Here is a 21,034-nt window from a genome sequence, read left to right as displayed (position 1 = left end):
AGACCGTCCATGTCCCGTCTTCCCTCGGCCCAGCGCCGGGCCCTGCTGCGCGCGCTCGGCGCCGGCACGGCCGCCGCCTCCCTGTCCCAGTTCTCGTCCCTTGCCTTTGCACAGGACAGCGGCCCCATCCGCATCGGCATCCTGGCCCCGCTGAGCGGCGGCGGCGGTGCCTATGGCGCCGGCATGGTGAATGCCGCCCGCAAGGCGGCGGAGTTCATCAATTCGCAGGCGGGCGGCGTGCTCGGTGGCCGCAAGATCGAAATCCTCGTCGAGGACGACGAAAGCAATCCGACCGCCGGCGTGGCGGCCGCGCGCAAGCTGCTGGACGTGTCGAAGGTAAGCGCGATCGTCGGCGTATGGAGCAGCGCGGTAGCGATGGCCGTCAAGCCGCTGACCGTCGAGCGCGGTATTCCGTTGCTCGTGACGGGTTCCGGCGACGAAGTCACGCAGGGCGACAACAAGGGCCTCGTCTGGCGTTTCCAGGCGCGGGGCAGCGACTGGGGCGCGGTGTTCGCGCACGCGGCGCTCAAGGATGGCGCGCGCAAGGCGTCGCTGCTCGTGTTGCAGACGCCGTTTACGCTGAGCATGGTCGATCCGTTCGTCAATGCGTTCAGGAAAGGCGGCGGCGAGGTGCTGGACACCGTCTACTACAACCCCAACCAGCCGTCGTATCGCGCGGAAGTCGAGAAGGTCTTCGGCCGCAAGCCCGATGCCGTGTTCGTGCCCAGCTATCTGCCCGACCTGTCCGCGATCGCGCGCGAGGTCTACCGCGGCGGGTTCAGCGACACGCGCCTGTATGCGAACTCGTCGTCGGCCGATGCGGAAGGCGCGTTTATCAAGAACGTCGGCAAGCAGGTGGCCGAAGGGATTCACCATATCCAGTCGATCCCGCCCGCCACGTCCACCGCCTATCGCACGTTTGCGAAGGAAGCGGGCATCGCGCCGGGTACGCTGGCCATTTTCCCGTCGAACGTCTGGGACGAGATTTCGGTGCTGGCATTGGCGATCGAGCGCGCGGGCAGCGCCGATCCGAAGGTCTTCGCCAAGGCGATTCCGACCGTGGTCAACGGTCCGGGCACGGCCGTGGAGAACCCCGTCGATGGGCTCAAGGCCCTGCGGGCGAAGCAGGCGATTGCCTATAGCGGCGCCGGTTCGCAGTTCCGCTTCACGCCGACCGGCGACCAGCTCAATCGCGAGTACGGGCATTTCGTGATCCGCAACGGCGCGAATCAGCTCGTCGATACACTGCGGTGAGGCCGGACCCGCTCGCCTGGCCGGCCGGAGGGCTGCGCGCCGACGCGGTACGCGTATCGTTCGGCGGCCTTGTCGCGCTCGACGGCGTCTCGCTGCAACTCGCGCCGGGCCGCATCACTGGCCTCATCGGCCCCAACGGCGCGGGCAAGTCCACGCTGTTCAGCGTGCTCGCGGGCACGCAGCGGCCCGATAGCGGCCGCGTGCTGCTGGGGGCCGACGATATCACCACGCTGCCCGTGCATCGCCGCGCGCGTCGCGGCGTCGCCCGCACGTTCCAGCTCGCGCGCGAGCTGGACAGCCTGACCGTGCTCGAGAACCTGCTGCTGGCCACGCCCGATCATCCCGGCGAACGCCTGTGGCCGCTGGCCTTCGCGCGTGGCCGCGTGCGGCGGGCGGAGCGCGAGGCAACCGATCGCGCGATGGCGCTGCTCGAACGCGCCCGGCTGCAACGGCTGGCCGACGCGCCGGCGGGCGCGCTGTCGGGCGGGCAGAAGAAACTGCTGGAACTCTGCCGCGCGCTGATGGCCGATCCCGATATCGTGCTGCTCGACGAACCCGCCGCGGGCGTGAACCCCGTGCTCGTCGAATCGCTGGGCCAATTCATCCTCGATCTGCGCGACGAAGGCAAGACCTTTGCACTGGTCGAACACAACATGGACCTCATCGCGGCGCTGAGCGATCACGTCGTGGTCCTGGCACAGGGTGCGATGCTGGCCGAAGGCTCCTTTGCATCCGTCACCGACGACCCGCGCGTCCGCGCCGCGTATCTGGGCGCGGAGTTCGGAGCCGCCGCATGACCGCTCCCCTGATCCTCGACGGCGTCACCGCCGGCTATCACGGCAAGGCGATCGTGCATGGCGTGTCGCTCGATATCCCCGCTGGCGGCGCGCTGACCGTGATCGGCCCCAACGGGTCGGGCAAATCGACGCTGCTGAAGAGCGTGGTCGGCCTCGTGCCGCTGATGTCGGGGAGCATCGGGCTCGGCGAGCGCGAGATCGGTACGCTCGACGCGCCCGCGCGCACGCGGCTCGGCCTTGCCTATGTGCCGCAGGAGCGGAATGTGTTCCCGAATCTCAGCGTCGCCGACAACCTGCGGCTCGGCTGGGAAGCACTGCATGGTCGTGCCGGCCGCCATGCGCGCGCACTGGAACGCGCACGGCGCGACGAGGTACTCGCACTGTTCCCGGAAATCGCGGACCGCCTCGCCACGCCCGCGGGCCTGCTCAGTGGCGGCCAGCGGCAGATGGCCGCGATGGCCTCGGCGCTGATGCAGAACCCGTCGCTGCTCGTCCTCGACGAACCCTCCGCCGGCCTCTCGCCACGCAATGCATCGCTGCTGTTCGATCGCATCGCCGATATCCGCGCCACCGGCATCACGCTGCTGATGATCGAGCAGAACGTGCGGCTCGGCCTGCGCGTGGCCGACCATGGCGTCGTGCTCGTCAATGGGGAGATTCGCCTCCGCGCGAGCGCCGCGCATCTGCTGCATGACGCCGATCTGTCGGCATTGTTCTTTGGTCACGCCCTGCCTACATGATCGATACGCTTCAAATCCTGTTCAACGGCGTGGTGTCCGGCCTGCTCGTCGCCCTGCCCGCGCTGGCGCTCGCCCTGACCTTCAGCGTGCTGCGCTTCGCCAATTTCGCGATCGGCGCGATGCTGACCGCCGGTGCCTATGCCATCTACGCCTTCAACGCGGGCCTCGGCTGGCCGCTGTGGGCGGCGGCGCTCGCGGGCATCGTGCTCGGCGGCGGCCTCGCCATGCTGGTCGATCGGCTCGTCTATCGTCCGTTGCGCGAGCGCTCGCCCGTGACGCTGCTCGTCGCCAGCATGGGCGTCGCATTCGTGCTGGAGAACCTCGTGCGCTTTGTCGCCGGCAACGCGCCGGTGGGCTACGCGGTGGATCCCGCGCGGCCGCTGCGGCTTGCCGGCCTGCGCGTGAATCACGAGCAACTGCTGATCGTCGCCATCGGCGTGGCAAGCCTTGCGCTGGTGTGGGGCGTGTTCCGCTTTACCGCGCTGGGCCGCGCCATGCGCGCGGTGGCCGACAATGCTCCGCTCGCGGCCGCGCGCGGCATCGTCGCGAATCGCGTGATCGGCGCCACCTGGTTTATCGCGGGCGGGCTCGCCACGACCGCCGGCATGCTGATCGGACTCGATTCGACGCTCGACCCGCAGATGGGCTGGAATTATGTGATCCAGGTCTTCGCGGCGGCCATCCTCGGCGGCATTGCGCATCCCATGGCCGCGGTGGCCGGCGCGCTCGTGCTCGGTGTCAGCGCCGAGCTCTCGACCCTCGTCATCGCGCCGCACTACCGTCCGCTCGTCGCCTTCGCCGTGCTGACCCTTCTGCTGCTGATTCGCCCCTGGGGCATCTTCGGCACCGCCCGCCTCGCCAAATGACCAGCTACCTGATTTCCCTCCTCGTCCTGGTGTCCATCGCCGGCATCGCCGCGCTCGCGCTGAACCTGCAATGGGGCCTGACCGGCATGGTCAACTTCGGGCTGTTCGGGTTCTATATGCTGGCCGCCTATGTCTATGCGCAGGTCGCTGCCAGCGGCGCATCGCCGTGGCTCGCGCTCGGCGCGGCCATCGCGCTGACCGGCGTCGCCGGCGCGCTCACCAGTCTGATCTCGCTGCGGCTGGCCGACGACTATCTGGCGATCGTCACGCTCGGCTTTGCGGAATGCCTGCGGCTGGTCGCCATCCACGAGGAGTGGCTCACGCGCGGCAGCCTCGGCATTGCCAATATCGCGCGGCCGGTCGCGGGCGATGGCGCGTTTCTCGCGCTCTGCCTCGCGGCGCTGCTGCTGAGCTTCGGCTTGCTGGAGACGATCGCCCGGTCCCCGCTCGGGCGTGCCGCGCGGGCGCTACGCGACGACCCGCTCGTCGCCGCGACGGCGGGCAAGGACGTGCTGTGGCTGCGTGTGAAGCTGTTCGGCATCGGCGCGGCCATCACGGGCGTCGCCGGCGCGCTGCATGCCGGCTACTACCAGTACATCGACCCCACGCAGTTCGGGCCGATCATCACCGCCTATGCGTTCATGGGCGTGATCATCGGCGGGCGCGGCAGCAACCGCGGCGTGATCCTGAGCGCGTTCACGGTGATCCTGCTGCTCGAGGGCACGCGCTTTCTCAACGACCATATCGGCTGGCTCGCGCCGGCGCAGCTCGCGGCCCTGCGCCTGATGCTGATCGGCGTGGGCCTGATTCTCGCGCTGATCTACCGGCCGCAGGGGCTGGTGCCCGAGTACCGCCGTCAGCTCGCGAGCTGAGCGGCGCTCGCGCGCAGCAGCACGCTGTCATGCATGCGCGACAGGATGTCGTCGCGCTGCAGATCGTCGTCCACGCGGTGCATGGTGTCGTTGCGCACCGCCTCCTGGATCATCCCGAGGACATCGAACGTGCGCGACTTCGACGAGGGGTCCGTGACGTCCGACTCCAGATGCCCGAGCTCGTACTTCTGCACGCGGCGCGACTGGTCGGCGGCCTGCGTGACCGTCGCCTCGACGAGCGCGCCATCGGCATAGGCAAGCCGCATGTCGCTGCTGGCCGTGTCGTGAATCTGCTCGTAGATGTAGTTCTGCGAGTAACGGCTCTCCGACAGCATCAGCGGCGTGTCGTTGAACAGCGAACGGTGGAAGCTCGCGTCAAGCTTCGACGTCTGACGCTGATGCACGTTGCGGTCGTCGCTGGAGCTACCCATGATCTGCGTGTGCTGCGACGCCTGATACGCGAACGAATCGACCTCGTCCGAACGCATCGGGTTGCTGGCCACGGCCGCCTGCGTGATCGACGCGTCGAAATCGCCGAGACCCGTCATCATGCCGCGATCGGCCACGCTCAGCTGAATGTTCGAGCCGGCCGCGCGGATGCCTCCCGCGCCGGACGCGCCGCTGCCGTCGCGATGGCCGTGCAGGGTCGCGAAGGCGTCCTTGAACATCGCCATCAGCGCCGGATCGGCCTGCCCGCGGGATTTCGCCGCATCGAACTGCCTGAGGTAGTGCTGGATCGCGGAAGCCTGCTGCGCGGCGCTGCCGAGGGTTGCGGCGTTGGCCATATCGACCTTGACGTCGATATCGCCGGCCGGTCCCCGGACCGTGACGGTGCGTTGCCGGTCGTCTGCGGCAAAGTCGATCGACTGCGTCTTGTTCTGACCCGCGTCGATCGTCGCATGCAGGTTCACGGATGCGATCACCTTGGGATCGGTATCGAGCAGGTTGCCGAGGTCGAGGCGTGGCGGTACTTCCCCGAGCGCGTCGAGGGCGGTCTGGAACGCATTCGACAAGCCGGCCAGCGCTTCGCGGTCCGCGGCGGTCAGCGTACCGTCCGTGACCGCCACGCGCACGGCCAGCCGGTCCCGGTCGCTGCCGAGCGTGACGGTCACCGTCGCCCCGCTGCGAAGGTTTAGCGTCAGCCCCACCTCGTTGGTAGCGGGCGCCTGAAAACGCGAATCGCCAATGTCGCTCGTCCCACTGGCCTCCCCGGCCGCTGCATTCGGCCCGACGGCAATGACCGACTGCGAATAGTCGCTTGCGTCCGTGCGGAATCGCTCGAGCATGGCCGCGCCGAGCCCGGCGAACCGGCTGCCGAGCGAAGTCGTCAGGACATTGCCCGCCAGATGGGACGAAATCGCGTCGCTCGAGGCGCGCTGCCATGCGTAGCTCGGAGAGAGTTGCGCAAGCGTGTAGACCGGCGATGCGCCGGTCTGACCCAGCGTCACGGATCCGCTCCGGTTCGTCGGGGCGGCGTTGCTGGCGGGGGCGGGCCGGCTGCCAGCCGGCGCGGCGGAGGCCGCGCCAGTCTGATTCAGGCTCGCGCTGAGGGAGGAAGCGATAGCGACCATGTCCGATCATCGAATAAGGAGCATTCGTGATCTATCGGCAACTTTCGCGGAAACCTGAGCAGTCTGCCGGGCCCGGTGATGCGGACGCGGCCGCGTCTTGGCGGTTAATTGAGTAAATTGGCGTTTTTACGATGCAACTCAGCGCGCGGTGCCGGGCTTGCAATCCTCCACGCGGCCGACCACGCGACCCGTGCTCATCATCGGATGCCATTCGTCGGCACTGCGCACCTCGACGGTCGTGCCGTCGCGCGCCTGCCGCAGGCTCACCACATGGAAGTACTTCGACTCGGCCTGGCCGCCGTCCGCGATGCGGATATCGACCTTGCCCGGTTCCGGATACGCGATCACCGTGGCGTCTTCCTTCAGCCAGCCCTTGAGGCACAGCACGAGGTCGCTCACGCTCGCCTTGGACTGGATCACCCTGGGATCGCGCGCTTCGATGGCCGAAGGCCCGCTGCTTGCGCAGGCCACGAGCATGGGGGTGGCCAGGGTGGCGATGAAGAATGCACGGATGCCGTTCATGAAGTCTCCCGTAGAGAAGTGCGATCGGGCGACATGATATGACATCGATGTATCGAAATGTAAGCGTCACACTCGCCGGCGACATTTTCATACAAGGCGATACGTTCCGAGAAATACCGGCGATACAGGTTGGCAGTCAAATGGAACCCAACGCAAGCGATGCCGCAACGCATGGAATAGATGGCATCTCGCAGACGTCCTACTGCACACAACCTGTTGAAGGAACCGATCATGAAACGCCTTGCCCTCTCCACCCTCGCCGCCACGCTGCTCTTCTCCGCGTTTGCCGTGACGGCGCAAGCCAGCACGCCCGTCGATGCCGCGCAGAACACCTCGCGCGCCTATATCGACGCCGATCTGGACGCTTATGTGAAGTCCGGCCTCTCGGCCCTGAACCGCGGCGACGGTTCGCCGTTCGTGTTCGGCACCGAATACCAGCGCCGTCAGGCGCTGTACCGGGAGCTTCGCGCGGAGAACTTCGCGAGGCTGCAACAGCAGCAGTAACGGGAAACGACGGCTCCCCGCGCGCAGGGAGCCGATGCATGCTATCGCGCGATGCGATGCACCTCGCTGTTGAGGCCATCGCTCAGCGTGACGATGAACGCCGTCGCGCTGGCATCGATCTCCGACGCGAACGTCCCACCGCTTTCCGCCACCGCGACCGGTACCGTCCGGCCTTCGACACGCGCCCACGCACTGAGCCAGGGGTAGCGCCGCGCATCCCACCGCAGGTTCAGCGTGCGTCCGTCGATGCGATAGCTACCCCAGCCCGTACGCACGGCTCCGGCGGCCGCCTTGTCCGGCGCGAACGCGTCGGTGCCCGCGTCCGGCGTCGCCAGCGCCGTGACAACGGGCTTCCCATCGCGAACGACGTAGATCGATTCGATACCGCGCATGGCGGGAACGGTGACACTGAACACCGTTGCCGGTGGGGATGCCCGGCGTTCGATCACGGCAAGTTCCAGCGGGAACCGGAACGTGCCGGCGGCGGTGCGTACCTCGAGTTCGGCGGGCCCGCGCGGCGCGGACGCCTCCAATGCCACCGTCTCCGACGTCACGGGAATCGCCACCACCGGATTCAGCTGCGCGGTAGCGCCGTCATCCTTCAGGACACCCGACACGTGCAGAGACATCGCCGCATCGTCGCCACAGCCCAAGCCGTCGCACGGCTCGCCCGCCGCTCCCGCTTCGGCCAGATCCGTGCCCACGCGCCGCCTGGTATCGCTTGGCATCTGCGAGAGGATGTTTGCGTAGGTGAAATCCGAAATGGAACTCGGCTCGTTGTACGACATGATGTCCGAGAACGCCGTGGGACTGAACATGCGTCCCTCGTAGTAGCGCCATGGACCGCCGGCAAGCGCGCCCTCCTGGAACGCGTTCTTCGCGCGGACACCATTGCGCCAGTATGGAAACCGGCGGTCCTCCCAGGTGTGATCCCGCCCAAAGTTGTGGCCCAGTTCATGCAACATGACGCTGCTGACGGGGTCTGCCCCGGTCCAGGTCGCGGGCAATACCGATACGCGGCCCGGTGCATAGGCCAGCCCGCTTCCAATGACCGGCGAGAAGCCGACAAAGAAATCGCTGGATCCTCCGCGACTCGCCACACGCTCTCGCTCCAGCGCATCCAGCCACGCTTCCTCGTTGCCCGGGAACCGCTTGCCACGGAGCCTGACCTGCCTGGGATGCTTGAAGAGCCTGACATCCGACAGCGGGAACTGCTCGCGCAGCGCGCGCTCCAGCACCGCGAAGCTGGGGGCGGCAGGCTTGGTGCCATCGGGCACCAGGTTCACGACATGCACGCGCATGAACGTCCGCCGCGGAACACTGGCACCGGTCGTGTAGGAGACGCGGCTGATGCTGGCCGGCGAGCGCTTGTCGTGCGCTTCGACGCGAATCCGGAATCCGCGCTGCATCCACGAGGGATCGAGCGTCAGCGTGTAGCTGTTGGCGAGATCGTCCTGCGCCACGGCGCCGGCGCCGAGTTCGGCGGGGCCTTTCATGTCGAACCAGGTCGCGCCGCGGGCGCTGTTCGCAGCCATGAGTCGCACCGTGGGCAACGCCTTTCCCGCATCGGGGGCCGGCTTCAGCCGGACCTTCACCATGGTCGGCTTGTTGGCCACGAACCGCATGTACGGATGCTTCTGCCCGCGGCCAACGGCGTAAAGGTGCGTCTGGCCGATCTGCACGTCTTCGATCGTCACGGGCAGAGGCGCGCTGCCCGTCTTCTTCAGGTATCCGACCGCATAGCTGCGCTTCTGCCCGTCCCACAGTTCGACGGTGCCGTCGCTCCCCCCTTCGGGCACCTCGACGTCGAGCCATGACCCATCGCTCGCGGTGTCGATGACGTTCGCCGTGTCGCCATTCATGTCCACCTGGACGACCCTGTGCAGCCCGCTTCCGGTAATCCGTACGATCTCGCCGGCCTGCGCGTCGGTCTTCTCGAGCGACGCCCGCACGGGCAGCGCCTCCAGCGTCAGCGAAGCCGGGGACACCGCCCTGGCGCCATCCTCGCGAACGGCTTCCACGACGTGCGTCACGTCGGCATCGGTGGCCGTGCCGGGCAGCGTGACGGCGATCTGGGTGGCCGACTGAAACTCGGTGTGCAGCAACGTATCGCCCCACCGGACCCTGGTCCCCCGCGTAAAGCCGTTGCCGCGCAGCGCGATGGACGCGCCCTCCGGCCCCGCCGTCGGCTCGATGGTGTCAAGCTTCAGGGCGACGGCCTCGGGCACCGCGGTCAATGCGGTTGCGGAAATCGGCGCCGGACTCGACGGCGGCGCGACGGCATGGCTGGCGGATGGGCCGTCGTCCCCGCCGCACCCCTGCAACAGGACCATGACAAGTGCGACGGAACAGTGATGTCCGCGCGCGATGCTTCTGGAAGTTCTCATGAACGCCCTTCATAAGGAATGAGCGCCCATGATGAAGTTCGGTGCCGGCCCGCGTGCCGGCGTTGACACAACTTGCGAATCGCCTTACTTCTTCTGTTTCGGCTCCGTCAGCGTGCCGCCTTCCTTCAGGCACGTCGAGGCGGGCTTGACGACTACGCCTTTTCCCTTGCAATCGTTGAGGCCGGCGCAATCGTTGCTCGCCGTCGCGCACAGGCTTTCGCCCTTGCAGGCATTGACGCCATAGCAGCGGCCCGGCGCGTCCTTCTTGTCGGCGGCATGGGCCGGCGCGGCAACGGTGGACAGCGAGGCCAGCGCGACGAGCGCGGCGGCGGTGGCGAGGGTGGCGCGGGTGGTCTTGGTGATGGACATGTCAGGACTCCTTGGTTTCGGACAAGTGGTTCGAGGGGGTGTTAGTTCGCGGCGCGCGCGGCGTCTTCGATGACCTGCGCGACGGCTTCCGGCTGCGAAACGTGTACCGCGTGGCTGGCCTTGATCTCGGTGATCCGGGCGCCCGCGCGCTGGTACATCCAGCGCTGCAGATCCGGGCTCACGATGCGATCTTCGGTCGCGACGATGCCGTAGCTCGGCTTGTCGCGCCATGCGGCCGTCCACACGTTCGCGTTGTAGGCGGCCGTGGTGATCGGCACCTGCGACGCGGCCATGAAGTCCGTGCGGTTCGTGGTCAGGTCGGCCGCGTAGTCCGCATGGAAGGCGGCCGGATCGATCGACAGATGACCGTCGCGCGTCGATGCGAACGCGGCGCCCGCGCCGGGCTTCGATGCCACGAGCTGGGCCATGCCCTCGCCCACGTCCGGCTGCAGCGCGGCCACGTAGACGAGCGCCCTGACCTTGTCGCGCGCACCGGCTTCGGTAATGACCTCGCCGCCGTAGCCGTGGCCTACGAGCACCACGGGACCGCGTTGCAGGCTCACCCGCTCGCGCACGAGCGTGATGTCCTCGCCCAGCGTGGCGTGCGGCAGTTGCACGACGCTGACGTTGTAGCCTTTGTGGATCAGGATATCGTGCACCACGCGCCAGCCGGAACCGTCAACGAACGCGTCGTGCACGAGCACGATGTTCGTGGCGCCGGGCGGCACGGGCGCCGCCGATGTCGCGGCATGACCGAGTGTGGGAATGACCAGTGCCGCCGCGGTGGCGAGCAAAGGAATGAATCGCATCAGGTTGTCTCCAGCAGTTACCAATGAAAGTCGGAAAGCGTGCGGGAGGTATTTGAGGCGATGAATGTGTCGAGCGCGTAGCGGAAATGCACGCGTTCTGTCATGGCATGTATCCGGACCGGAGGCCGATACAGTGGGTTACCAGGAGAAGGGAACCGGAGGGCATTCGCGCCGCGCGCGCGGCACCTGACGTGCGCGCGCGACGTGGATGCGGGCGGGGTCAGACATCAGGCCCCATCGGTGTAGACGCTACGGGGATCGTCGATGCGGTAGTGCTGGTGACCCGTGTTGGCGGCGACGAGCGTGAAGCCCGACCGTTGCGGCTGTACCGACGACTGGCCCAGCGAGGCGACCTGCTGCGCGGCGATCTTGGCTTCGGCGCGCTGGATATCCACCGGATAGTTGGCGTCCTGGCCCGGGCCGACATGGTAGCCGGCCTTTTCCACACGGACCAGGTCCGCGCGGACTTCGGCGCGCGTCAGCGGGCCGTTCTGATCGACCGATTGAGCGAACGAGATGGCCGGGACGGCCAGGGTGCAGGCGACGAGCAGTGTGCGTGCAAGGGTTTTCATGATGCGTACCTCTCTCTGAGTTTGGTTGGCCTTCGCTTCGAAGGTGCATTCATCGTGCGATGAACTTGTACGCAGTATTGGCGCCGGGCACTGACCCGAGACTGACCGAATCATTACAAAATCGTCAGTAACGCGCGAGGCGTATCATCCTCGGGAGCCAACGAGGACCGCCGCATGCCACTCCGCCGACTGGAACGCCTGATCGATCCGTTCCGCTACCTGCCCGACTCCCAGCCGCCAGACCGAATCTGGCCGTTCTACCTGCATTTCCTGCGCGAAGTGCGCGGCGTGTTCACCGCCCTGCTCTTTGTCGGACTGATCGGCGCATTGGTCGAGGTCGCGCTGTTCAGCTTTCTCGGCCGCCTCGTCGATCTGGCGCGCGAAGCCCCCGACGGCACGTTCTTCTCGCGCCATCGCGGCGAGCTGCTGTGGATGGCGTTCGTCGCGCTGATCTTTCGCCCGCTGATGATCTGGCTGCACGACCTGCTCGTGCATCAGGTCATCAACCCGAACCTGGCCAATATGGTGCGATGGCAGAACCATCGCTACGTGCTCAAGCAGAGCCTGTCGTTCTTCCAGAACGACTTTGCGGGACGCGTCGCGCAGCGGATCATGCAAACCGGTTTCTCGCTGCGGGATTCTTCGGTGCAGGCCGTGGATGCGCTCTGGCACGTGCTCATCTACGCGGTCAGCTCGCTGCTGCTGTTCGCGGAAGCCGACTGGCGGCTCATGATTCCGCTCACGCTGTGGATGTTCGGCTTTGTGTTCGCGCTCGCGTGGTTCACGCCGCGCGTCAAGGAACGTTCGGCCATGGCGACAGAATCGCGCTCGCGGCTGATGGGACGAATCGTCGATGGCTATACCAACATCACGACGCTCAAGCTCTTTGCGCATACCCGCCACGAGGAAGGCTACGCGCGCGACGCGATGGCGGACCAAACCGACAAGAGCCGCATGGCCGGCCGCGTGGTCAGCGCGATGGACGTCACCATCGCCATCATGAATGGCGCGCTGATCACGGGCACGACGGGCATTGCGCTGTGGCTGTGGAATCAGGGCGCCGTCAGCACGGGCGCCATTGCGCTGACCACGGGGCTCGTCATTCGCATCAACAACATGGCCGGCTGGATCATGTGGGTGGTCAACGGGATCTTCGAGAACATCGGCTCGGTGCAGGACGGCATGAAGACGATTGCCGTGCCGCGGCGCGTGGTGGACCGTCCCGATGCGACGCCGCTCGCGATTTCGCACGGCGAGGTGCGATTCGAGAACGTGGGTTTCCACTACGGCAAGGGCGGCGGCGTGATCGACGACGTGACGCTCGTCGTGCGGCCCGGCGAGAAGATCGGGCTGGTGGGGCCATCGGGCGCGGGCAAGTCGACGCTCGTCAATCTGCTGCTGCGGCTCCATGACGTGGAGTCCGGCCGCATCCTGATCGACGATCAGGACATCGCGACGGTCACGCAGGAATCTCTGCGCGCGCAGGTGGGCATGGTCACGCAGGACACGTCGCTGCTGCATCGCTCGATTCGCGACAACCTGCGCTACGGCAAGCCCGACAGCACCGAGGCCGAGTTGCGGGAAGCGCTGGTACGCGCGCGGGCGGCCGACTTTATCGACGACCTCGTCGATGGCAGTGGCCATCGCGGCCTCGATGCGCTCGTCGGCGAACGCGGCGTCAAGCTGTCGGGCGGACAACGGCAGCGCATCGCGATTGCCCGCGTGCTGCTCAAGGACGCCCCGATCCTGATCCTCGACGAAGCCACGTCGGCGCTGGACTCCGAAGTGGAGGCCGCGATCCAGGAAAGCCTGGAGACGCTGATGCAGGGCAAGACCGTGATCGCGATCGCGCACCGGCTGTCCACCATCGCGCGCATGGACCGGCTCGTGGTGCTCGATGGCGGGCATATCGTCGAGACGGGTTCGCATGCGGAACTGCTGGCGCGGGGTGGGCTCTATGCGCGGTTGTGGGCGCATCAGACCGGGGGCTTCGTAGGGGTGGACTGAAGCACGTGGGATTTCGCTGACATCACCTCGCGGCGCGCCGCTGGTGCCTGCGAAGACGCAAGGCTCCTATGCTGAACTTGAATGCATAGACCGAGCCCGCATCATGGATATCCGCGCGGAACACCCCGCAACACCCGCTGCGCTGCGCGAACTGATCGATCGTTACGCGCCGGCCGCAGATGCCCCATTACCCGCCGCGGGACGCACGCTCGAGCGCTGGCGCCTGCTGGCGCGCGTGGCGCATACACACGGCACGGTCGCGATCAAGCTGTTCGAATCGCACCTCGATGCGCTGGCGATCCTCGCGGAGCTTGCCGGCGCACGGCCCGCTGCGTCGACGCAGTGGGCCGTATGGGCTGCGGAGCCGCCGTTTGCCACGGTCGATGCACGACCGGGCCCCGATATCGGCGCTGACACCCTGGACGCCCTGCGTCGGGACGCTGGGCTGGCCGCTTCGCAGACAGGGCCGATGCGCGCCATGCGCACGGTGCCCGTCCGCCTTTCCGGCCGCAAGGCATGGTGCTCGGGCGCCCGCGAAGTGTCGCACGCGCTCATGACCTGCCGCGACGATGCGGGCGCACGCCGCCTTGCCATCGTGCCCATCGCGCCCGGTATGGGCGCGATAGCCACCGACGAAGGCTGGAACGCGGTCGGCATGGCGCGCACATATAGCGGTGACGTGCTGTTCCACGACACCCCGGCCCTGCTGCTCGGCGGCGCCGACGCCTACCTCGATCGTCCCGGGTTCTGGCACGGCGGCGCCGGCATCGCCGCGTGCTGGTACGGCGCGGTACTGCCCTTTGCCGATGCACTCCGCGCATCGCTCGCGCGCCGTGCCGATCCGCATGTAGCCGCGCATCTCGGCAGCATCGACGGCCAGTTGCATGCCGCCGCGGCATTGCTGCGCGAGACCGCGGCATGGATCGACGCCCATCCCGGGGAAGACGCGATGGCCCACGCCCTGCGCGCACGCACGGTGATCGAGGCCGCGGTCGCGCACACGCTGCAGCATGCGGGCAATGCGCTCGGGGCCGGGCCGCTATGCCGCGATGCGCGACTTGCCGCGCTTTACGCGGATCTGCCGGTATTCGTGCGCCAGAGCCATGCCGAGCGTGACCTCGCCGCGCTCGGGACGCGCATTGCCGCCGATGACAACACGGGCTGGGCCCTATGACCTCGATCAAGCACGCCGACCGTCATGCGTCCAATGACGCGCCGAAGGACGCAACAAAGGACGCACCAAAGCATGCGCCAAAGCACGCGCCAAAGAACACCGAGTTCGAGGCCATCTTCGCGCGCCCCGACCCATGGGGTTTCGAATCGCTCTGGTACGAAGCGCGCAAGCGCGAACTGCTGCTCGCGAGCCTGCCCCATCGCCGCTATCCGCGGGTATTCGAGCCCGCCTGCGCCAACGGCCTGCTGACGGGCGCCCTCGCGCGCCGCGCCAGCCATGTGCTCGCCATGGATACCGTGCCGCAGGCCATCGCGCTCGCCAAGCAACGGCTTGCCGCCCATCGAAACATCACGCTGCGGGTCGGCACGCTGCCGCGCGACTGGCCCGCACAGACGTTCGACCTCGTCGTGCTAAGCGAATTCGGCTACTACCTGTCCGCCGACCAGTGGCAGCACGTGGTCACGCGCGCCGCCGCGTGCCTGAGCGACGACGGCGCGATCGTCGCGTGCCACTGGGCCCGCGACTTCGAAGGCCGCACGCTGTCCACGCGCGTCCTGCACGCCTGCATTGGCCGCCAGCCCCGGCTGCATCGCCATGCGCATCACCTCGAACCCGATTTTCAACTCGACGTCTGGTCCCCCAATCCGCGTCCGCTCCGCAGCCGCGAGGAGGCCCCATGATCGGCATCGTTGTTCCGGTTCATAACGAAGAAGCGCATCTGGAAGCGTGCCTGCACGCGCTGCGCGAGGCATCGCTGCATCCCGCGCTCGACGGAGAGCCCGTCACCATCGTCGCGGTGCTCGACGCCTGCGGCGACGGTTCCGCGCAAATCGTCGAGCGGCACCTCGGCCCGTGGCTTGCCTGCCTGACGATCGACGCACGCAACGTCGGCGTGGCGCGGCATGCGGGCGCCGAATACCTGCTGGCCGCCCGCGCCCGCTGGCTCGCGTTCACCGACGCCGACAGCCGCGTCGCGCCGGACTGGCTCGTCGCACAACTGAACGAGCGCGCGGACGCGGTCTGCGGGCTTGTCACCGTGGACGACTGGAGCCACCACCCGTCGTCGGTGGCCCGACGCTTTGCCGCGCACTACCAGCGCCGGCGCGACCACCGGCATGTGCACGGCGCCAACTTCGGGCTGACGGCCGACGCCTACGTGAAGGCCGGCGGTTTTCCGGCCATTGCCACGAGCGAAGACGTCGCACTGGTGGAACGCCTGCAGGCCATCGACGCCCACATCGCCTGGAGCGCGGCGCCCGAGGTCGTCACGAGCAGCCGCGCCACGAGCCGCTGCCGCGGCGGCTTCGCGGACTTCCTGTGCCGGTTGCGCGGAGAGGCGGCAGACGCGGTGCCTGTGGTCAGCGGACTGCTCGATGAATCGCCGGATCTGCGGCCCTGAAGCGCTGCATGAACGCCTGCCGGAAGGCATCCATGCGTTGCCGCACGCGGACAGGAAGTGGGCTAATCAGCCACGCTTCGCCTCAAGTCGTTCCCCGCTCCACGATCCTGAAGCCCACGTCCACCACCGGCTCGGCCACGGTCGCGCCGTTGCAGCGGTCTAGCAGCAGCTTTGCCGCCATCGCGCCGATACCGGCGCCGTCTACCTGTACCGTTGTCAGCGGCGGATTCATATGGGCGGCGAAGTCGGCGTCGCCGAAGCCGCAGATGGCCAGGTCCTCGGGCATGCGCAGGCCGCGGGACTGGGCTTCGACCATGACGCCCTGCGCGAGCTGGTCGGAGCTGCAGAAGATGGCCTCGATCTCCGGGTCCCGCTCCAGCAGTTGCGTCAGCGCGCGGCGGCCAAGTTCGAGGCTGCTGGGCGCCGGGACGATCGCGGTGGGGACGTCGTGGCCGACCGTGGCGACAAAGCCTTCTCGGCGGACCGCGGCGCGCTGGTCGTCGCCGGTGGCGATGCCGAGTCTACGGCGGCCCTGATTGAGGAAGAAGCCCGCGACGGCGCTGCCTACCTTCACATGCGAGAACCCCACCGCCATGTCCACGGGGCGGTCGCTGAGGTCCCAGGTCTCGACGACGGGAATGCCCGCGCGCCGCAGGCGGTCGCGCGAGACCTGCGAGTGGATCAGCCCCGTCACCACGATGCCATCGGGACGGCGGCTGATCATCGTGTTGAGCAGCGCTTCTTCGCGCGCATGGTCGTAGCCCGTCTGGCCGAGGATCAGCTGGTAGCCCGCGGCATCGAGCGCGTCGGTCAGCGCCTTGACCGTCGGCAGGAACTGCGCCACCGCGATGTTCGGGACCAGCGCGCCGATCATCAGGCTTTTGCGGGACTTGAGCCCGCCCGCCATCAGGTTCGGGAAGTAACCGGTGGCCTCCACGGCCTTCCGCACGCGCGCGATCGTCTTCTCCGACACCATGCCCGGGTTGCCCAGCGCGCGCGACGCGGTGATCAGGGAAACGCCCGCCTCGCGCGCCACGTCGTGCAGCGTCACCGATTTGGGGGCCTTGTTATTGCTCATGGCTTGGCAATTCGACTCAGGGTAATTCTCTACGGATACCGGGCCGGAACCGGTTGACCGGCGGAAATGACAACGTTAGCATTCAGACCGTTGTCACCAGGAAGTACCGCCGATTATACGCGGATAGCGTGACGGCGCAGAGATTCACCCCGCGTTACGCCTCAAAATGACAACGTTGTCATTCAGAACATCAGAGAGTTTGCCGACCATGACCGTATCGCCCGCCACCGCCAGCCAGGACGCCATCCGCTGGATTCGCCTGTCCTCCTGCTACCTGCCGCTCGCCACCCCGATCAGCGATGCCAAGGTGCTGACCGGCCGCCAGAAGCCGATGACCGAAGTGGCCATCCTGTTCGCGGAGATCCGCACCGCCAATGGCCATGAAGGCATCGGCTTCAGCTACTCGAAGCGCGCCGGCGGCCCCGGCCAGTACGCACATGCCTGCGAGATCGCCCCCGCCCTGCTCGGCGAAGACCCGAGCGATATCGCGCGCCTGTGGGACAAGCTGTGCTGGGCCGGCGCCTCCGTGGGCCGCAGCGGCCTTTCCACGCAGGCCATCGGCGCGTTCGACGTCGCGCTGTGGGATCTGAAGGCCAGGCGCGCGGGATTGTCGCTGGCCAAGCTGCTGGGGTCGCATCGCGACGCGGTGCGCTGCTACAACACGTCCGGCGGCTTCCTCCACACGCCGCTCGACCAGTTGCTGGTCAATGCGGCGGCATCGGTCGAGCGCGGCATCGGCGGCATCAAGCTCAAGGTGGGCCAGCCCGACGGCGCGCTCGATATCAAGCGCGTGTCGGCCGTGCGCGAGCACCTGGGCGACGCGGTGCCGATCATGGTCGATGCCAACCAGCAGTGGGACCGGCCCACCGCGCAGCGCATGTGCCGCACGTTCGAGGCATTCAACCTCGTGTGGATCGAGGAACCGCTCGACGCCTACGACCACGAAGGCCATGCCGCGCTCGCCACCGCGTTCGATACCCCGATTGCCACGGGCGAGATGCTGACCAGCGCCGCCGAGCACTGGGACCTGATCCGTCATCGCGCCGCCGATTACCTGATGCCCGATGCGCCGCGCGTGGGCGGGATTACCCCGTTCCTCAAGGTGGCCTCGCTGGCCGAGCATGCGGGACTCATGATCGCGCCGCACTTTGCGATGGAGCTGCATATCCATCTGGCCGCGGCGTATCCGCGCGAACCGTGGGTCGAGCATTTCGACTGGCTCGAGCCGCTGTTCAACGAGCGTCTCGATATCCGCGACGGCCGCATCGTGGTGCCGACGCGCCCCGGCATCGGCGTGAGCATCAGCGAACAGGCGCGGGCCTGGACGCGCGAACACGCGGAGTTCGGCGAACGTAGCTGACCCCACCCGAACGACATCACAACAACACTGGAGACAAACGATGAACAAGCTGCTTGCCACCTTCTGCGCGGGCCTCGCGCTGTGTACCTCGCTGGCCGCGTCGGCCGCCAATGCGGCGGCGTGGCCCGAGAAACCCGTGACCATGCTGGTGCCGTTCCCGCCCGGCGGTTCCACCGACAACGTGGCGCGCATTCTCAGCGCGAAGTTCGCGCAGCAGTTCGGGGGCAGCTTCGTCATCGACAATCGCCCGGGCGCGGCGGGGATGATCGGCGCCGCGATGGCCAAGCGCGCGCCGGCCGATGGCTACACGCTGTTCGTCTCGTCGCTCGGGCCCTTCGTCATTGGACCGCATCTGACGAAGACCGCGGGCTACGACCCGCTGAAGGACTTCGACTACATCAGCGTGGCGGTGCAGGCGCCCAACGTATTGGCCGTGCCCGTGAATTCGCCGCACAAGACGATTCAGGACGTGATCGCGTACGAGAAAGCGCATCCGAACAAGATGACGTTCGCGTCGGCCGGCAACGGCACGAGCGACCATCTGACCGCCGAACTGTTCTGGCAGCAGACGAACACCAATGGCATTCATGTGCCCTACAAGGGCGGCGCGCCGGCACTCAACGACCTGATTGGTGGACAGGTGGACGCGACCTTCATGAACATCAACACCGCGGTGCCGCATATCAAGGCGGGCAAGATTCGCGCGCTGGCCATCACGAGCACGGCACGGTCGCCGATTCTGCCGGATGTGCCGACGATGGACGAGGCGGGGATCAAGGGGGTGACGGTCTACTCGTGGCAGGCGATTGCCGCGCCGAAGGGGATTCCGGCGGACCTGAAGACGAAGCTGCAGGCGGCGGTGGTATCGGCGCTGAACGATCCGTCGGTCAAGCCCAGGCTGCTGGAACTCGGATTCGAGATCGTGGCCAACACGCCGGAGCAGTTTGCGGCGTTTCAGGCCAACGAGTATGCGCGCTGGAAGAAGGTGATCGAGGTGGGGAAGATTACGGCGGATTGATTCAGGATGCCCTCTCCCCCCGCAAGGAGAGGGCAAACCATTCTTAGCCGTCCTTGAACAGGAAGCTATACGCGTTCAGCGCCGGCGCGCCGCCCAGGTGGGCATACAGCACCTTCGAGCCTTCCGGGAATTCGCCGAGCCGCACCTTGTCGATCATCCCCTGCATCGACTTGCCCTCGTACACCGGATCCGTCATCACCCCCTCCAGCCGCGCGCACAGGCGAATCGCTTCGAGCGTGCCGTCCGACGGCAGGCCGTACTCGGGACCGCCATAGCGCGTGTCCAGCACCACGTCGGCCTCGGTGATATCGCGGCCCAGGTCCACCAGATGCGCGGTGTTCTGTGCAATCCGAAGGATCTGGTCACGCGTCTGTTGCGGCTTGGCCGATGCGTCGATGCCGATCACGCGGTCCGCGCGGCCGTCTGCGGCGAAGCCCACCACCATGCCGGCCTGCGTGCTGCCCGTCACCGAACACACGACGATGTAGTCGAACTTGAAGCCGAGCTCCTTCTCCTGCGCGCGGACTTCCTCGGCAAAGCCGACGAAGCCCAGACCGCCCAGCGGATGCTCCGAGCAGCCGGCCGGAATCGGGTACGGCTTGCCGCCGGCGTCGCGCACGCTCTGCATCGCGTCTTCCCAGCTCGGACGAATACCGATGTCGAAGCCGTCGGCCACCAGACGCACGTCCGCGCCCATCATGCGCGACATCTGGATATTGCCGACGCGGTCGTACACGGCGTCCGAGTAGTTGACCCAGTTCTCCTGCACCAGCACGCACTTGAGGCCGAGGTGCGCGGCCACCGCTGCCACCTGGCGCGTCTGGTTCGACTGGATACCGCCGATGGACACCAGCGTATCGGCGCCCTGCGCCAGTGCATCGGGAATCAGGTACTCGAGCTTGCGCGTCTTGTTGCCGCCGAACGCCAGGCCGCTGTTGCAGTCCTCACGCTTGGCATATAGCTCGACCTTGCCGCCGAGGTGTTTGCTCAGGCGCTCGAGCGGCTGAATGGGGCTGGGTCCGAACGTCAGCGGATGACGCGGGAAACGCTTGAGATTCATGGCAATGCTCCGTGGGGGTGACAGGCTCGTTGAAGAGGAATTCCGACAGGGGAAATAGTAGGCATTTGTCGGCGAAACGTGCTTGCAAAGATTGCCGGATAGACCGAACATTACATGTCACCCTTTCCAAGACTCCTTCCAAAATTCCATGGCAACGACTTCACGCGGAACAAAATTTCGTGCCCCGCCCGCCGAGCGGCCCGAGCTCGATCGTACCGACAAGGCCATCCTCCGCGCGCTGCAGAAAGATGCGTCGATCTCCAACGTGGCGCTCGCGGACAAGGTGAACCTGAGCCCGCCCGCATGCCTGCGAAGGGTCGAGCGGCTCAAGGCTGGCGGCTTTATTCGCGGTATCGTCGCGTTGCTGGAGCCGCGCATGCTCGATGTGGGCATGCTCGTGATCATCGGCGTGGTGCTGGACCGCTCCACGCCCGACTCGTTCGCCGCGTTCGAGAAGGCGGCGCAGAAGATCACGGGCTGCATGGAATGCCACGAGGTCACGGGCGAGTTCGACTACTTCATGATGATCCGCACGCGCGATAACGACAGCTTCAACAAGCTCCACGCGGAGCAGCTGCTGTATCTGCCCGGCGTGCGCCAGATCCGGACCTTCATGGTGCTCAAGCAGGTGCTGTCGAATACCCAGCTGACGGTGTAGCGGCGATCGTGTTGGTA

The 21,034-nt window shown here is 67.0% G+C and carries 21 protein-coding genes; 13 read left to right on the top strand and 8 right to left on the bottom strand.

What is annotated here, in order from left to right; genetic code table 11:
- Positions 1 to 9: 9 nt before the first annotated feature.
- The 5 genes from FOB72_RS31800 to FOB72_RS31780 are packed head-to-tail and all read left to right on the top strand — an operon-like array spanning position 10 to position 4,529.
- Complete coding sequence (locus tag FOB72_RS31800) at positions 10 to 1,254, top strand: ABC transporter substrate-binding protein (protein WP_150377185.1); 1,245 nt, start codon at positions 10 to 12, stop codon at positions 1,252 to 1,254.
- On the top strand, positions 1,251 to 2,051 hold the full coding sequence (locus tag FOB72_RS31795) for an ABC transporter ATP-binding protein (protein ID WP_150377184.1): 801 nt from the start codon (positions 1,251 to 1,253) through the stop codon (positions 2,049 to 2,051). Before FOB72_RS31800 ends, FOB72_RS31795 begins: the two co-directional genes overlap by 4 nt.
- A complete protein-coding gene (locus tag FOB72_RS31790) occupies positions 2,048 to 2,791 on the top strand; it encodes an ABC transporter ATP-binding protein (RefSeq protein WP_150377183.1) in 744 nt (247 codons plus the stop codon). The genes FOB72_RS31795 and FOB72_RS31790 overlap by 4 nt, the downstream gene beginning before the upstream one ends.
- Positions 2,788 to 3,657, top strand: coding sequence for a branched-chain amino acid ABC transporter permease (locus FOB72_RS31785; protein WP_150377182.1), 870 nt, complete (start codon positions 2,788 to 2,790; stop codon positions 3,655 to 3,657). Before FOB72_RS31790 ends, FOB72_RS31785 begins: the two co-directional genes overlap by 4 nt.
- Positions 3,654 to 4,529 carry a branched-chain amino acid ABC transporter permease gene (locus FOB72_RS31780; protein ID WP_150377181.1) on the top strand — a complete coding sequence of 292 codons (876 nt, stop codon included), beginning with the start codon at positions 3,654 to 3,656 and terminating at the stop codon, positions 4,527 to 4,529. The genes FOB72_RS31785 and FOB72_RS31780 overlap by 4 nt, the downstream gene beginning before the upstream one ends.
- Here FOB72_RS31780 and FOB72_RS31775 read toward each other — a convergent pair.
- Together FOB72_RS31775 and FOB72_RS31770 are read right to left on the bottom strand one after the other, a co-directional pair.
- The gene (locus FOB72_RS31775) at positions 4,514 to 6,100 is read right to left on the bottom strand and encodes a hypothetical protein (protein WP_150377180.1); all 1,587 of its coding nucleotides are present in this window, start codon (positions 6,098 to 6,100) and stop codon (positions 4,514 to 4,516) included. The two genes, FOB72_RS31780 and FOB72_RS31775, sit on opposite strands and share 16 nt — an antisense overlap.
- Positions 6,101 to 6,238: 138 nt before the next feature.
- Positions 6,239 to 6,622, bottom strand: coding sequence for a hypothetical protein (locus FOB72_RS31770; protein ID WP_150377179.1), 384 nt, complete (start codon positions 6,620 to 6,622; stop codon positions 6,239 to 6,241).
- 231 nt (positions 6,623 to 6,853) lie between these two features.
- Between FOB72_RS31770 and FOB72_RS31765 the strand changes: the two genes are divergently transcribed.
- Complete coding sequence (locus FOB72_RS31765; protein WP_150377178.1) at positions 6,854 to 7,126, top strand: hypothetical protein; 273 nt, start codon at positions 6,854 to 6,856, stop codon at positions 7,124 to 7,126.
- 41 nt (positions 7,127 to 7,167) lie between these two features.
- Here FOB72_RS31765 and FOB72_RS31760 read toward each other — a convergent pair whose 3' ends face one another.
- The 4 genes from FOB72_RS31760 to FOB72_RS31745 all read right to left on the bottom strand — a co-directional run bounded on the left by FOB72_RS31760 (position 7,168) and on the right by FOB72_RS31745 (position 11,263).
- On the bottom strand, positions 7,168 to 9,459 hold the full coding sequence (locus FOB72_RS31760; RefSeq protein ID WP_191002325.1) for an IPT/TIG domain-containing protein: 2,292 nt from the start codon (positions 9,457 to 9,459) through the stop codon (positions 7,168 to 7,170).
- Between the two features lie 138 nt (positions 9,460 to 9,597).
- The gene (locus FOB72_RS31755) at positions 9,598 to 9,882 is read right to left on the bottom strand and encodes a hypothetical protein (RefSeq protein ID WP_150377176.1); all 285 of its coding nucleotides are present in this window, start codon (positions 9,880 to 9,882) and stop codon (positions 9,598 to 9,600) included.
- 41 nt (positions 9,883 to 9,923) lie between these two features.
- Complete coding sequence (locus tag FOB72_RS31750) at positions 9,924 to 10,691, bottom strand: alpha/beta fold hydrolase (protein WP_150377175.1); 768 nt, start codon at positions 10,689 to 10,691, stop codon at positions 9,924 to 9,926.
- Positions 10,692 to 10,918: 227 nt separating this feature from the next.
- A complete protein-coding gene (locus tag FOB72_RS31745) occupies positions 10,919 to 11,263 on the bottom strand; it encodes a DUF4148 domain-containing protein (RefSeq protein ID WP_150377174.1) in 345 nt (114 codons plus the stop codon).
- A 174-nt stretch (positions 11,264 to 11,437) separates the two neighbouring features.
- Between FOB72_RS31745 and FOB72_RS31740 the strand changes: the two genes are divergently transcribed.
- The 4 genes from FOB72_RS31740 to FOB72_RS31725 all read left to right on the top strand — a co-directional run bounded on the left by FOB72_RS31740 (position 11,438) and on the right by FOB72_RS31725 (position 15,843).
- Positions 11,438 to 13,270, top strand: a complete 1,833-nt coding sequence (locus tag FOB72_RS31740; protein WP_150377173.1) for an ABC transporter ATP-binding protein — start codon at positions 11,438 to 11,440, stop codon at positions 13,268 to 13,270.
- Between the two features lie 103 nt (positions 13,271 to 13,373).
- Entirely contained in the window at positions 13,374 to 14,444 is a 1,071-nt protein-coding gene (locus FOB72_RS31735) for an acyl-CoA/acyl-ACP dehydrogenase (RefSeq protein WP_150377172.1), read from the top strand.
- Complete coding sequence (locus FOB72_RS31730) at positions 14,441 to 15,124, top strand: class I SAM-dependent methyltransferase (RefSeq protein WP_150377171.1); 684 nt, start codon at positions 14,441 to 14,443, stop codon at positions 15,122 to 15,124. The genes FOB72_RS31735 and FOB72_RS31730 overlap by 4 nt, the downstream gene beginning before the upstream one ends.
- Complete coding sequence (locus tag FOB72_RS31725) at positions 15,121 to 15,843, top strand: glycosyltransferase (protein WP_150377170.1); 723 nt, start codon at positions 15,121 to 15,123, stop codon at positions 15,841 to 15,843. Before FOB72_RS31730 ends, FOB72_RS31725 begins: the two co-directional genes overlap by 4 nt.
- 82 nt (positions 15,844 to 15,925) lie before the next feature.
- Here FOB72_RS31725 and FOB72_RS31720 read toward each other — a convergent pair whose 3' ends face one another.
- On the bottom strand, positions 15,926 to 16,921 hold the full coding sequence (locus FOB72_RS31720; protein ID WP_150377169.1) for a LacI family DNA-binding transcriptional regulator: 996 nt from the start codon (positions 16,919 to 16,921) through the stop codon (positions 15,926 to 15,928).
- Positions 16,922 to 17,129: 208 nt separating this feature from the next.
- Here FOB72_RS31720 and FOB72_RS31715 point away from each other — a divergent pair, with 208 nt between their 5' ends.
- Both FOB72_RS31715 and FOB72_RS31710 read left to right on the top strand, forming a co-directional pair.
- Positions 17,130 to 18,281: an L-talarate/galactarate dehydratase gene (locus tag FOB72_RS31715; RefSeq protein WP_150377168.1), complete on the top strand. Its 1,152-nt coding sequence runs from the start codon at positions 17,130 to 17,132 to the stop codon at positions 18,279 to 18,281.
- Positions 18,282 to 18,321: 40 nt separating this feature from the next.
- Positions 18,322 to 19,299, top strand: coding sequence for a Bug family tripartite tricarboxylate transporter substrate binding protein (locus FOB72_RS31710; RefSeq protein WP_150377167.1), 978 nt, complete (start codon positions 18,322 to 18,324; stop codon positions 19,297 to 19,299).
- 43 nt (positions 19,300 to 19,342) lie between these two features.
- Here FOB72_RS31710 and FOB72_RS31705 read toward each other — a convergent pair whose 3' ends face one another.
- On the bottom strand, positions 19,343 to 20,359 hold the full coding sequence (locus tag FOB72_RS31705) for a 1-aminocyclopropane-1-carboxylate deaminase (RefSeq protein WP_150377166.1): 1,017 nt from the start codon (positions 20,357 to 20,359) through the stop codon (positions 19,343 to 19,345).
- A gap of 148 nt (positions 20,360 to 20,507) precedes the next feature.
- Between FOB72_RS31705 and FOB72_RS31700 the strand changes: the two genes are divergently transcribed.
- Positions 20,508 to 21,017, top strand: coding sequence for an Lrp/AsnC family transcriptional regulator (locus FOB72_RS31700; RefSeq protein WP_109583084.1), 510 nt, complete (start codon positions 20,508 to 20,510; stop codon positions 21,015 to 21,017).
- Positions 21,018 to 21,034: the final 17 nt, after the last annotated feature.

It is taken from the genome of Cupriavidus pauculus, from assembly GCF_008693385.1.
GTDB classification, from domain to species: domain Bacteria; phylum Pseudomonadota; class Gammaproteobacteria; order Burkholderiales; family Burkholderiaceae; genus Cupriavidus; species Cupriavidus pauculus_D.
This window is presented reverse-complemented; position numbering and strand designations above follow the sequence as displayed.